The following is a 13,185-nucleotide window of genomic DNA, read 5'->3' as shown; positions in this document are numbered from 1 at the left end:
GGCTCGGGGCCGGCCGCGCGGGCTCGGGGGCGGCCGCGACATGGTTCGCGCCGGCGCGCGCGGGCTCCGGGCCGGCCGCGTGAGCTCCGGGCCGGCCGCGACAAGGGCTGCGCCGGCCACGACAGGGGCCGCGCCCTGTCCGGCTGCGCTCGCCCGTCGGCGGGCCGGTTAACCTGCCGGTCGGATCACGGACGGCGGGAGGGCCACCGGTCATGGCCGAGGACGAGCAGCGCGAGCACTGGGAGCGCACGTACCAGGAGCACCCGGAGATGTACGGGGCCGAGCCCTCGGCCCCGGCACGGTACGCCGCGGACGTCTTCGCGCGGGCCGGGGTGCGGGACGTGGTGGAGCTGGGGGCGGGGCACGGACGGGACGCGCTGTGGTTCGCCCGCCGCGGCTTCTCGGTGCTGGCCACCGACTTCAGTGCGGAGGGCCTCGGCCGACTCGCCGAGAACGCCGAGACCGAGGGGCTCGCGGCGAGGGTCGGCACGGCCGTGGTGGACGTACGGGAGCCGCTGCCCTTCCGGGCCGGGTCCGCGGACGCGGTGTTCGCGCACATGCTGCTGTGCATGGACCTGTCGACGGGGCGGATCGAAGAGCTCGTCACCGAGGTCCGCCGGACGCTGCGTCCGGGCGGCACCTTCGTCTACACGGTGCGCCACACCGGCGACGCCCACTACGGGGCGGGCCTCGCGCACGGCGACGACATCTACGAGCACGGCGGCTTCGCGGTCCACTTCTTCCCGCGCGCCCTGGTCGACCGCCTCGCCGAGGACTGGGAGCTGCGGGAGGTCCACGCCTTCGAGGAGGGCGCCCTGCCGCGGCGGCTGTGGCGGGTGACGATGACGGTCCCCGCGGCGCGCTGAGGGGTCGCGGCCGGCAGCCGTGCAGCTCCCCCACCTCCCCGCGAGCCGCACCGGCGCCGACGGCGCCGCCAGAACGCCACGAGCTCCGGTGCGGCAGGCCCACTCCCCCGGCGCGCGGCCAGGGCACGGAAACGCCGCGGGCACGGCCCGCGGCACCTGCGCCCAGGTGACCGTGACCCACGCCCCCGAGCCGCGAGTCCCGATCCCCCAGCCCCCCGCGCGCCTCGAAAAATCCCCGGCACCGCGTGCCGTCCCTTGTTACAGTCAGACGTATGGGTTCGTACTACTTCTTTCTCTGATTCCGGCCCCGGACAGGGCCTGAGCCGCTGACGCGCGTCCGCGCCTCGGCAGGTCGGCGTTGTCCGTCCGCGCGCCCGTCGCGGCGCATCGACCGGATCAGACGAACCCACCTCCAGGGGACCCCACCATGCGCGACCGCGCCCAGCTCACGCTGCACCATGTTTCCAAATCCTACGGCGACCGTCAGGTCCTCGACCGGGTCTCCTTCACCGTCCGGCCCGGGGAGCGGGCCGCCGTCGTCGGGGAGAACGGCTCCGGGAAGTCCACGCTGCTGCGGCTGATCGCGGGAGTGGAGGCACCGGACGGCGGTGAGATCACCGTCCGGTTCCCCGGGGCCGTCGCCAGGCTCGCCCAGACGCTCGCCGACACCTTCGCCGTCGGTCCGGAGGACACCGTCCAGGACACCGTGGACGCCGCGCTTGCGGAACTCCGCGCCATGGAGGTGGAGTTGCGCGCCGCGGAGGAGCGGCTGGCCGAGGCCGGGCCCGAGGAGCTGGCCGCGTACGGGGCGCTGCTCGAACGCTTCGAGGAGCGGGGCGGCTACCGGGCCGATGCCGAGGTGGCGGCCGCGCTCCACGGGCTCGGCCTGGCGCATGTGGCGTACGACCGGCGCATCGGCAGTCTCTCAGGAGGCGAGCAGTCCCGGCTGGCGCTGGCCTGCGTCCTCGCCTCCGGCGCCGAGCTGTTGCTGCTCGACGAGCCGACCAACCACCTCGACCGCGAGGCCGTCCGCTGGCTCCGGGAGCGGCTGCGCGCCCACCGCGGCACCGTCGTCGCGGTCACCCACGACCGGGACTTCCTGGAGGCGACGGCCACCACCATCCTGGAGGTGGACCGGGACACCCGCGGTGTCGCCCGTTACGGCGACGGCTGGGCCGGATACCGTACGGCCAAGGCCGCGGCGCGCCGCCGGCAGGCGCAGGAGCACCAGGAGTGGCGGGACGAACTGGCCCGCACCGAGGAGCTGGTGGCCAGGGCCGGGCAGCGGCTCGCCGCCACCGGGCGGGACCCGCGACAGGGCTTCGGCAAGCACCGGCGCTCCAGCGAGAACAAGCTCTCCGGGCAGGTCAGGGCGGCCCGCACCCGGCTGGAGGAGCTGCGGGACCGTCCCGTACCGCCACCGCCCGAACCCCTGTGCTTCCAGGCCCGGTTCGCCGGGGACGCGGAGCCGGACCCCGCCCTCGCTGCCGCCGAGCTCAGCGGGATCACGGTCGGCGACCGGCTGGCCGTGGACGGGCTGAGCCTCGGCCCCGGCGACCGTCTTCTCGTCTCCGGGCCCAACGGCGCGGGGAAGACCACGCTGCTGAGGGTGCTCGCCGGTGAGCTCGCCCCCGACACCGGTACGGTCCGGCTGCCGGCCCGGGTCGGGCATCTGGCCCAGGAGCTGCCCGCCGTGGCCGCGCCCGAGCCGCTGCTCACCGCCTACGCCCAGGGCCGGCCCGGACCGCCCGAGGAGCACGCGGAAGAGCTGCTCGCCCTCGGGCTGTTCCGCGAGGAGGACCTCACCGTCCCGGTGCGCGCCCTCTCGGTGGGGCAGCGCCGGCGACTGGAGCTGGCCCGTCTGGTGACCCGTCCGGTCGACCTGCTGGTCCTCGACGAGCCGACCAACCATCTGGCGCTGTCCCTGGTCGAGGAACTGGAGGCGGCACTGGCCGGCTTCGCGGGCGCGGTGGTCGCGGTCTCCCACGACGAGCGCTTCCGCGCGTCTTTCGGCGGCAGGCGCCTGGAGCTCCGCGCGGGCCGTCCGGTGGCGGCCCGCTGACCGGGCAGCGCTCACCGCGCACATGGTGCCCCCCGGCCGGCCAGGACCCGGCGGACGCGAGCCCGGCGGGCGCGGGCCCGGTGGACGTGGACCCACGGACGCGAGACCGGCGGACGCGGGCCCGGTGGACGTGGACCCACGGACGCGAGACCGGCGGACGCTCGGCGGGCTCAAACCCGGCCGACACGAGCCGGGCCGACACGAGCCCGGCCGACGCGCGCTCAGGCGCCGTACACGCGCGTGCCGCCGACGAAGGTCTGTTCCACGCGGGCCTCGGCGATCTGCTCCGGCGGGGCGGTGAGGATGTCCCGGTCCAGGACCACGAGGTCCGCGAGGTGGCCGGGGCGCAGGCTGCCCGCGTCGTCGTGGCCGTTCGCGTGGGCGGAGCCGGCCGTGTAGGCGGCGAGGGCGGTGGTGAGGTCGAGGCGCTGTTCGGGGAGGAAGATCCGCCCGTCGGTGGCGCCCGGCTCGGCGCGGTTGACGGCGACGTGGAGGCCGGCGAGGGGGTCGGGGCTGCTGACCGGCCAGTCGCTGCCGGCGACAAGGGTGGCCCCGGCCCGTACGAGGTCGCCGAACGGGTACTGCCAGGCGGCCCGTTCGGGTCCGAGGAAGGGGATGGTGAGCTCGTCCATCTGAGGTTCGTGCGCGGCCCACAGGGGTTGGATGTTGGCGAGCGCCCCGAGCCGGGCGAAGCGGGGGATGTCGTCGGGGTGCACGACCTGGAGGTGGGCGAGGTGGTGGCGGTTGCCGCGGTGGCCGTTGGCGGCGACGGCCGCCTCGACGGCGTCCAGGGCCTCCCGTACCGCCCGGTCGCCGAGCGCGTGGAAGTGCACCTGGAAGTCGAGGGCGTCGAGCGCGGTGACGTGGCCGCGCAGGGCGACGGGGTCGACGAAGCTCATGCCGGTGTTGGTGGTGGCGCAGCCGCAGCCGTCGAGGTAGGGGCTGGTCATGGCGGCGGTGAAGTTCTCGGCGATGCCGTCCTGCATGATCTTCACCGAGCCGGCGCGGAACCGGCCGTGGGTCGACGACTCCCGCCGCGCGAGGAGTTCGGGGATCTGTTCGGCGCCGCGTGCCCGGTCCCACCACAGCGCGCCGGTCACGCGGGCGGTGAGGCTGCCGTCGCGGGCCGCGGCCAGATAGGCGTCGGACGGGTCGGGCCGGCCGCTGAACGCGCCGAGCAGGGCGTCCTGCCAGCCGGTGATGCCCAGCGAGTGCAGCAGGGCCTGGGCGCGCAGCAGGCCGTCGAGCCGGTCGGCGGCGCTGCTGGGCGGGACGAGCCGGAAGACGAGGTCCGACGCTCCCTCCTGGAGGACACCGGTGGGGACGCCGTCAGCGTCCCGCTCGATCCGCCCGTCGGAGGGGTCGGGGGTGTCGGCGGTGACCCCGGCGAGTTCCAGGGCGAGGGAGTTGGCCCAGGAGCCGTGGTGGTCGCGGTTGACCAGGAGGACGGGCCGGTCGGCGACGACCGAGTCGAGCAACTGCCGGGTCGGCAGGCCGCCTTCGAAGCTCTCCATGGACCAGCCGCCGCCGGTGATCCACGCGTGCTCGGGGTGGGCGGCGGCGAACTCCCCGACGGCCCGGAGGCAGTCGTCTGCCCCGGTGGTGCCGCTCAGATCGCACTCGGCGAGCTCCATCCCGCCGAACACCGCGTGCACATGGGCGTCCTGGAAGCCGGGGATCAGCAACCTGCCCGCGAGGTCCACGACTTCCGTGCGGGGGCCGATGAGGTCGCGGATCTCGTCGTGGCCGACGGCCGCGATCCGCTCGCCGACGACGGCGAGCGAGGTGGCCCGGGTGCGGGCGGAGTCGCCGGTGAAGACGGGGCCACCGGTGAAGACCAGGTCGGCCGTGCTCATGTCCGTACTCCTGGAGGGTGAGGGACCGGCGCGGAGCCGGTACGAGGGCGCCATGCAATCCGGCGGTCCGACAACACGTCAATGGTGTTGTCATAAGGAGGGGGGCGGATAGGGTCCGGCCATGGCCGAACGAGTGGTTCCGGAGGACCGGCGACGGCGCCGTCGCCCCACCAAGCAGGGCGTCGTGCTCTCCGAGCGGATGATCGTCGAGACCGCGCTCCGCCTCGTCGCCCGGCACGGCGCCGACGCGCTGTCCGTACGGCGGCTGGGGGCCGCCCTGGGCGCCGACCCCAGCGCGGTCTACCGCTACTTCCGCAACACCGACGACCTGCTGCTCGCCCTCGCCGACGAGATGGTCGGCCGGGCGCAGGCGGGCTGGCGGGCCACCGGGGACTGGCGGGCCGACCTCCGGGAGATCGCTCGGCGCATCCACGCCGCCTACCTCGCGCACCCGCAGGTGGCGGCGCTCGCGGCGCACCGTACGACGGGCCGGGCCCACGAGACCCGGGCGGTCGAGGCGATCCTCGGGGTGCTGCGCGGCGCGGGGTTCCCGGACCGGGAGGCGGTCCGGATCTACCACGCGCTCGCGGACCAGGCCCTGGCCTTCGCCGCCCTGGACGCCGCCGCGCTCGCCCTTCCCGAGCCGGCCCGGGAGCACGACGAGCGGGTCTGGCACGCCTCGTACGGCAGGCCCTCGGCCGACACCCACCCGAACGTGGCGGCGACGTATCCGCTGCTCGCCGCCGACATGCGGGACAGCGGCCACCCCTTCGCGCTGGAGCTGCTGCTCGACGCGGTGGGGGCACGGCTGGCGGCGTACGGGCGACGCTAGCGTCCCTGCTCCGGTGCTCCAGTCCTCGAGTGCTCCGACGCTCCGGCGCTCCCCGCCGTCCGCCGGCCGGCCGAACTGAGCCCCCCGCGCTACCCCACCTGCCAGTCGGTTCATCCTGGCTTCACCCGTCGACTCCCGCCCCGTGATGCCCTATTGAGCCGCGTGTCACGGCCGCGGTGTGCGGTAGGCGGCATGCGGAGGGGACGGCGGGCCGGGTGGGGGCGACGGGGGTGTGCGGCGGCGGTGGCCGGTCTGGTCCTGGCCGCCGTGGCGGCGGACGGGCCACGGGGAGCCGGGCGCGGCCACGGCGGGAGCCCGGCCCACGGCGGGGACTGCCGGTCCTCCGTGCCGTACGTGTCCGGCACCGGCGGCTACGCGGCCTATCGCATCCCCGCCGTGGTCCGCACCCCGGCCGGCACCCTGCTGGCCTTCGCCGAGGGGCGGGTGCACGGCACCGGGGACGCGGGGGCCGTGGACATCGTGCTGCGGCGATCGGCCGACGGCGGCTGCACCTGGGGGCCGCGGCGGGTCGTCGCTGCCGGGGGCGGGGACACCCGCGGCAACCCCGCGCCGGTGGTCGATCCGCGCAGCGGCGACGTGGTCCTGGTGAGCGCGGGCAACGACGGGGCCGTGACGGAGGGCATGGTGCTGCGCGGCCGGGCCTCGGCCGCCCGGGGCCGGCGGGTGTACGTGCAGCGCAGCACGGACGACGGACGGAGCTTCTCCGCGCCCCGGGACATCACCTCCTCGGTGACGAAGGACGGCTGGCGCTGGTACGCGACGGGGCCGGGCCACGCCCTCGCGCTCGCCCACGGCCGCTACGCCGGCCGGCTCGTCGTCCCCGCCGACCACTCGGCCGCTCCCCCGCCGGGCTCCCCCGACTCCGGCCGCGAGCCGCGCTACTACGGGGCGCACGCGCTGCTGAGCGACGACGGCGGCCACAGCTGGCGGCTCGGCTACACCGACGAGGCGTACGAGGGCACGGTCAACGCCAACGAGTCGACGGCCGCCGAACTCCCCGACGGCACGCTCTACGTCAGCACCCGTGACCAGCACGGCACCGGCCCCGGCCACCGCGCCGACAGTCGTTCCCGCGACGGCGGCGCCACCCTGGAGCGCCCCTTCGCGCCGCACCCCGGCCTGGGCGAGGTGCCGGTCGTCCAGGGCAGTGTGCTGTACGTGGCGGGGCCGCCCGACCTGCTGGTCTTCTCCGCCCCCTCGGTCCCGACCGCCCGCACCGCCCCGGCCCTGTGGACCAGCCCGGACGGCGGCCGCACCATGGTCCGCGCGCTCACCCTCTCGCGCCGCCCGGCGGCCTACTCGGACCTGGTGCGGGTGGACGGGCGGACGATCGGCGTGCTGTACGAGACGGGGGCGCGCGGCCCGTACGAGACCGTCGTCTTCCGCCGCGTACCGCTCACCGCGCTCACGCCTCCGGCGCGGTGACGACGGGCTCGCGCGTGCCTCCGGCACGGTGGACGGTGGCCGTCTGGTGCGGGTCGACCAGGGTGCGTACGGCGGGCGGCAGCCGGAGGGTAGGGGGCCGCCCGGCCCTCTCCGCTCAGGGGCGCAGGTCCTTCGCCTCGAAGCGGCCCTCGCCGAGGACCAGGACGAAGGAGACCTGCTGGCCTTCCGAGAGGGGGTGACCGTCCTCGACGTCCTCCACGCGGAAGTAGACCGGTTCCTCCGAGTTCAGGGGGAGGACGAAGCCGTAGCCGGCCGTGCGGTCGAAGGACGTGACGAAGCCGACGCTCCTGCCTGTCTCCATGGGGAGGGCTCCCTTCCGTCGCGGGAGGTACCTGATGTCGATACCCCCCGCGACGTCGGGGATCCCACGCGTTCGGCCACTAGATGCCGGGGATCTGCCGGGCCTGGAACGCGGCGCGTACGGCGTCCGCCGCGCTCGTGCCGTACATGCGCCGGGCCGTGTCGATCGTCTTCGTGGCCGCGGCCGAGAAGGAGGTGTCGGGCGCGAAGCCGAACTGGGCGTTGACGATGATCCGGTCGGCGGTCCGGGCGCCCAGCGCGCCGCGGATGTCCCACAGCGCGCGGGACCAGATCTGGCCGTCCGCGTGCACCTGGCCCGTGCGGTCGGCGTAGGTCTTGTCGCCGTCGATCCGGCGCAGGCAGTGCGGGGCGGGGCTGTAGGACGCGGCGTCCCAGTCGGCCACGCAGGCGAGGTCGGCCTTGACCGGCCAGCCGTACCGCTCGGCGGCGTGCGCGCCGACGGTGACGGCCAGGTAGTCGCCGAAGGCCTCGCCGATCGCGCCGGCCTCCGGGGAGGTGCCGAAGCCGGGCACCTGGGCGTGGTGCACGGCGTGCCCGTACTCGTGGACGATCACCTCGGCGTCCTCGGCGTCGTCGACGCCGCCCTTGCCGAAGCGGATCTCGGCCTTCTTGTCGGTGAAGAAGGAGTTGTCCGAGCCCCACTGGTTGATGCGCACGGGCTGCTGCCGGGCGTTGGCGCCGGGCAGTTCGCCGCCGAAGCCGAGGCCCTGGAGGTACTCCTGGGCCTCGTTCACCCAGAAGTACGCCATGACCTGCTCGAACCGGTCGTCGTCGCGGCCGTACGAGGCGGCGTCGGCGGTCTTCGCGGAGGCGCCCGTGTCGGAGCGGACGGTCACCCAGCGGCCGGAGAGTCCGCCGCTGCCGTCCAGGCCGCGCAGGGCGGCGGTGGTGTAGGCGGAGGCGGGGACCGCGTCGGCGGCGTCCTTCGCGTCGGTGAGCGTCTGGTCTCCCGAGGACTGCACGGGGTTGACCATGAAGACGCGGGCCTGCGGTCCGGTGGTGCCGGGGGCCGGTCCGGGGGCCGAGGCCGAGGCGGTGCCGGCCGGGGCGATCAGCGCCACGGTGGCGGTGGCCGCGGCTATCAGGCCGCGGGATGTGCGGCGAGCCATCAACGTCCTCCCGTTGGGGGATGCGAGGTGAGGGGGTGGTGTGGTGCGGGCGTGATCATGGCGCAAGGCCCGGCTCCGCGTCGAGGGTCTGCGCACAGGGTCTTCGCGCCGACGGTCTGTCAGTGGCTCACGGCCGCAGGGCCGGCTGGGCGTTGCGGGCGAGGGTGTGGGCCAGGTCCGGCCACCAGGCGCCGGCGGGCGGGTCGACGATCCCGTACACCGGGTCGACCGTGCCGCCGGTGCCACGGGTGCAGGAGCCGTCGGACTCGCCGATCGTCTTCACGTAGAGGTACGCGTCGACGAGCGGGACGCCGGTGTCGGCGGTCGGGCGCTCGCCCATGCCACGGCCGGGCGGGTTGCACCAGGTCTCGGCGTCCTTGTACGTGCCGGCGGCGGGCTTCCAGGGGCCGAGGCCGTTGCGGCTGGTGTCGACGACGAAGTGGAGCAGCTCGTCGGCGGCCGGGCTGCCGACGTTCCGGTCGTACCAGGCGTCGGTCCAGTGCCAGGTGGTCGGGTCCTCGGCGGAGACCGCGTTGCCGGGCCGGCCGTCGTTGGGGGCGGCCGAGGAGTAGTACTGGTCGGCGCACCAGTCGGTGTGGCCGCGCGCCCAGTTGGGTCCCTTGGTGGCGAACCAGACGCACTTGGCCACCCAGGTGCCGTACTGGGCGCTCTGGTCGGTGGGCTGGAAGTTCGACACGTTCAGGGCGAAGCCGTCGGCGCGGGCCGCGCCCGCGTCGACGAGCCGCTGGGCGATGTCGCCGACGGCCTTCCACTGGCTGTTGCCGGCATCGAGGTAGACGGCGGTGGCGGGCCGGTTCTTGAGCGTGGAGACGGCGAAGCCGAGGTCGGCGAGGCGTTCGGCGGTGAGGGTGCCGTTCGGGTCGACCGAGCCGGCGCAGTCCTTCGGGAGGGCGGCGAGGCCGTCGGGCTCCAGGATCACCACGGCGGGGCCGTCGCCGATGCCCTCGGCGAATGCGGTGATCCACGCGCGGTACGCGGCGGAGGACGCGGCGCCGCCGCTGGAGTAGAGGCCGCAGTCGCGTCCCGGCACGTTGTACGCGACGGCCACGGGCACCTGTCCGGCGGCCCTGGCCGCGGCGACCAGTTCGGCGGCGTCCGCGCGGACCTCGGCGGGGGTGCCGCCGGTGAACCAGGCGGCCTGCGGCAGGGCGGCGAGCGCCCTCATGTCGGCCGCGTTCTCCGTGTCACCGGCGGAGGCGTCGACGACGGCCTGCCGGGCGGCGCCGTTGTCCGGGTCCACGTAGAAGCGGGTGGTGGCCGTGAGCGGCCCCGCCGCCGGTGCCGGTTCGGTGGCGGCGGATTCCGTGGCGGCCGGTTCCGTGGCCGCCGGTTCCCCGGCGCGGGCCGCCGGGGTGACGGCGAGCCAGGCGGCGCAGACGGCGGCCGCCGTCGCCAGGACGGCTGAGCGCCGCCCTCGCATCCGGTACGTCATGACAGGACCTCCCTTGACTTGATCATGTGCAGCGTAGGCCGCGTGATCATCCGCCGGGCGGGAACGGGCCGATCCACCGGCGCACACGGCGCATGGACGCGCCGGAGCGCGCGCTGGGCGGACGAAGGGTGCACGACGGCGTGCGACGGCGCGTGCCTCGGGCAACGGGAGGACGACCCACGGCGGCGCGCGCCCCGACGCGCGGATCGGCGGCGCGCGGGGAAGGGCACCCGCCTTTGGGAACGGGACGGTGGCCCACGGCGGCCTGCGGCGGCACGCGGCCCGGGCGCGGATCGGCGCGGGGCAGCCCCACACTGGACGCACTCCGGACGGGAACGAGTCCACGCACCGGCCGCGCACGCTCCGGCGCCCGCGCCCCGCGCCCCCGGCGCCTCGCGCCCGCGCCACCGGCGTCCGTACGCCCGCGCAGGCCGCGCGGGGCGCCCCCGCACTCTGAGGCCCGGCGCTCTCAGTCCCGGCGGCTGCTCTCGTCCCTGAGCCAGGTCGCGAAGTCGCCCGACCTGACGGCCTTGCGCGCACCCCGGCGGGCCACGAGCGCCGCCGCGAGGAAGACCAGGAGGTCGGGCAGCAGGGTGGGGTCGGCACGGAGCAGGGAGCGCAGGTCGGCGAGGCCGGTGCGGGCGGAGGGGGGAGCCGGGGCGCCGGTGGGGGCGGCGCGGTCCTGGTGGGCCTCCAGCTGGGCCGTGGAGGTGGCGGCGCGGATCCGGCGGCGGATCAGGTCCGGCCAGGTACGGGGCGGGCGGACGACGACCCGGGCGGCGGGCACCACTGCGCGTTCGGCCGGGGCGAAGGCGAGGGAGGCGGCCAGGTCGTCGGCCATCAGGGGCGGCAGGGCGGCGAGCCGGGCGTGGCCCTCGCCGGACACGGCGATCACCCCGCGCCCGAACAGGCCCTCGCGTACGGCGGGCAGCCGCTGCCAGACGCGGTAGTAGGCGCGGACCGGCCAGGAGCAGCCGGTCATCGGGAGCTCCCGTTCGGGCGCGGCGGCGAGGACGGCGCCGGGGCCGGAGAGTGCCGCGGTCAGGGCGCGGGCGTCGGCGGCGCGCAGTTCGACGTCGGCGTCCACGTAGATCCGGGGGAAGCCGTGGGCGTGGGCGTCCCCGAGCCGCAGGGCCTCGTGTTTGGAGGGGACGGGGGTCTCGACGACGCGGACGCGCGGGCCGTAGGCGGCGGCGACGCGTGCGGTGTCGTCCGTACAGCCGTTGCACACGACCACGAGGTCGAACTCCCCTTCGAGCGGGCCGTCCTGGAGGTCCGCGAGGAGGCCGTCCAGGAGCCGGCCGAGGGTGCGCTCCTCGTTGTGCGCGGGGATCACGATGCTGGGACCGTCGGGCATGCGGTCAGTATGACCATCCCGTCCCACTCTTACAGTTCCTTCGACTATCGGTAGGAGTTTCACACAACTCCTGGATGGCCTGCCCCAGTTGGTCTAGATTGAGCGCTGCCGGATCCGCCTCGGTCACGAAGAACTCGTCCCGGGCGGATTCTGCGTCCTGTGCGGACCCGGCCGTGGCTGGGGAGACTTGCGACCTCGGTCCGCACCGTTCGGTCAGGCGGAAGAGCCGCGTACCCTCGTCGACCGTCGCCGCCCTTCCCCTGCCCGTGTGCCGTCGTGCTCGCGGGCGAACCGGGGGAAGGCCGCGAGGGTTCGGGTGGGGTGCGCGCGAAGCGCCCTTGGGGGGAATGGATGACCGTCCTGCCGGTCACGCATGAGCGGCATCGTGTCGAATCCACACATTTCGACGTCCATCGCCTGTGGTGGCGAAGGAGACACCAGATCGTCCTGATCACCGCGGACACCGCCGCGGCGGTCCTGGCCGCGCTGCTCGTGCTGCGGGCGGGCGGCCACTGGCCGGTCGTTCTCGGCCTGCCACCGGCCTGGGTGGCGGTGCTGGCCGCGCACCGGGCCCATGCGCGGGGCTCCCTCGGTTCCGGGAGCGAGGTCTACCGGCGCGTGCTGCGCGGCGCGCTGGTCCTGCCGGCCCTGGCGGCGCTCCTCGGCTGGGGCGTCGCGGGCGACCTGGACCTGGCGCACGGGATGATGCTCGCGGCCCCGCCCGCCGCCGCGCTGTCGCTGGCCGCCCGGTACGCGGTCCGGCGCCGGCTGCGCCGTGGCTGGGCGCGGGGCCGGAACCGTACGACCGCCGTCCTGGTGGGCCCCGCCGCCGCCGTCGCCGAACTGCTCACCGCGCTGCTGCGCGACGGGCGGGCCGGTGCCCCCGTGGGGTCGGTGCTCCCGGGCATGGACATCGCCGGGGTGTGCCTGACGGATCCGCACGGTGCCCAGGCGCTCGACGCGTTCGGGGTGCCGGTGCTCGGCGGGGTGGGCGAAGTGCCGGGCGCGATCCGGGCGTTCGGCGGCGGGACCGCCGTGGTGGTGCTGCCGGCGCCGGAGATCGACGCGGCGCTGCTGCGCCGGCTGGCGTGGAGCACGGCCGCCGCCGGGGGCGACTTCCTGCTGGCGCCGGCGCTCGGTGACGTGGCGGCCGCCCGCCTGGAGGTCCGGCCGGTCGGCGGCGTCCCGCTGCTGCACGTCCGGGCGCCCCGGCTCTCCCGGCTGGCCCGGCTCCCGAAGGAGGTGACCGAGCGGCTGATCGCCGCCGTGCTGCTCCTGCTGCTGTCCCCGCTGATGTGCGCGGTCGCGCTGACCGTACGGCTCGGCAGCCGCGGCCCGGCGCTCTTCCGACAGGTGCGGGTGGGGCTGCACGGGAGGCAGTTCACCATGCTGAAGTTCCGTACGATGCGGCCCGACGCGGAGGCCCGCAGGGCGGAGCTCGCGCACGCCAACCACAACAGCGACGGGCTGCTGTTCAAGGTCCGCGACGATCCGCGGGTGACCCGGGTCGGCGCCACGCTCCGCCGCTACTCGCTGGACGAACTGCCCCAGCTGATCAACGTGCTGGGCGGCCACATGTCACTGATCGGGCCGCGCCCGCCGCTGCCCGAGGAGGTCGCCGGCTACAGCCACGAGGTCCGGCGCCGGCTGCTCGTCAAACCGGGGCTCACGGGCCTGTGGCAGGTCAGCGGCCGCTCCGACCTGCCGTGGGAGGAGGCCGTGCGGCTGGACCTGGCGTACGTGGACAACTGGTCGCTCGGCCTCGACGCGGTGATCCTGCTGCGCACCGGCCCCGCGGTCCTGCGCGGAACGGGCGCGTACTGAGGTGCGCGCCGCCATCACACCGACCTGGGGGGACACAC

At 75.6% G+C, this 13,185-nt stretch carries 10 protein-coding genes; 5 read left to right on the top strand and 5 right to left on the bottom strand.

Annotated elements, in window-relative coordinates:
• The first annotated feature begins 212 nt into the window (after positions 1–212).
• Complete coding sequence (locus ABTZ91_RS03360) at positions 213–866, top strand: class I SAM-dependent methyltransferase (protein WP_352075416.1); 654 nt, start codon at positions 213–215, stop codon at positions 864–866.
• A 427-nt stretch (positions 867–1,293) separates the two neighbouring features.
• Complete coding sequence (abc-f, locus tag ABTZ91_RS03355) at positions 1,294–2,928, top strand: ribosomal protection-like ABC-F family protein (RefSeq protein WP_352075415.1); 1,635 nt, start codon at positions 1,294–1,296, stop codon at positions 2,926–2,928.
• A gap of 221 nt (positions 2,929–3,149) precedes the next feature.
• On the opposite strand, the gene ABTZ91_RS03350 is transcribed toward abc-f, so the two are convergent.
• Positions 3,150–4,784 carry an amidohydrolase gene (locus ABTZ91_RS03350; RefSeq protein ID WP_352075414.1) on the bottom strand — a complete coding sequence of 545 codons (1,635 nt, stop codon included), beginning with the start codon at positions 4,782–4,784 and terminating at the stop codon, positions 3,150–3,152.
• A 121-nt stretch (positions 4,785–4,905) separates the two neighbouring features.
• Between ABTZ91_RS03350 and ABTZ91_RS03345 the strand changes: the two genes are divergently transcribed.
• The gene (locus ABTZ91_RS03345) at positions 4,906–5,616 is read left to right on the top strand and encodes a TetR/AcrR family transcriptional regulator (protein ID WP_352075413.1); all 711 of its coding nucleotides are present in this window, start codon (positions 4,906–4,908) and stop codon (positions 5,614–5,616) included.
• Positions 5,617–5,808: 192 nt separating this feature from the next.
• A complete protein-coding gene (locus ABTZ91_RS03340; RefSeq protein WP_407077884.1) occupies positions 5,809–7,062 on the top strand; it encodes an exo-alpha-sialidase in 1,254 nt (417 codons plus the stop codon).
• A 115-nt stretch (positions 7,063–7,177) separates the two neighbouring features.
• Here the strand turns inward: ABTZ91_RS03340 and ABTZ91_RS03335 are convergent, their stop codons facing one another.
• From ABTZ91_RS03335 to ABTZ91_RS03320, 4 genes are all read right to left on the bottom strand, one after another.
• A complete protein-coding gene (locus ABTZ91_RS03335; protein WP_352075411.1) occupies positions 7,178–7,384 on the bottom strand; it encodes a cold shock domain-containing protein in 207 nt (68 codons plus the stop codon).
• A 79-nt stretch (positions 7,385–7,463) separates the two neighbouring features.
• The gene (locus tag ABTZ91_RS03330; RefSeq protein WP_352075410.1) at positions 7,464–8,513 is read right to left on the bottom strand and encodes a M4 family metallopeptidase; all 1,050 of its coding nucleotides are present in this window, start codon (positions 8,511–8,513) and stop codon (positions 7,464–7,466) included.
• Between the two features lie 127 nt (positions 8,514–8,640).
• A complete protein-coding gene (locus tag ABTZ91_RS03325; protein ID WP_352075409.1) occupies positions 8,641–9,966 on the bottom strand; it encodes a glycoside hydrolase family 6 protein in 1,326 nt (441 codons plus the stop codon).
• Between the two features lie 469 nt (positions 9,967–10,435).
• A complete protein-coding gene (locus tag ABTZ91_RS03320) occupies positions 10,436–11,323 on the bottom strand; it encodes a glycosyltransferase (protein WP_352075408.1) in 888 nt (295 codons plus the stop codon).
• Positions 11,324–11,674: 351 nt separating this feature from the next.
• Here ABTZ91_RS03320 and ABTZ91_RS03315 point away from each other — a divergent pair, with 351 nt between their 5' ends.
• Positions 11,675–13,147: a sugar transferase gene (locus tag ABTZ91_RS03315; RefSeq protein ID WP_352075407.1), complete on the top strand. Its 1,473-nt coding sequence runs from the start codon at positions 11,675–11,677 to the stop codon at positions 13,145–13,147.
• The last annotated feature ends 38 nt before the right edge of the window (positions 13,148–13,185 follow it).

The organism is Streptomyces sp. NPDC126499 (assembly GCF_040302485.1).
Lineage (GTDB): Bacteria > Actinomycetota > Actinomycetes > Streptomycetales > Streptomycetaceae > Streptomyces.
The sequence above is the reverse complement of the archived record's forward strand: the minus strand, read 5'-3'. Positions and strand labels throughout refer to the sequence as shown.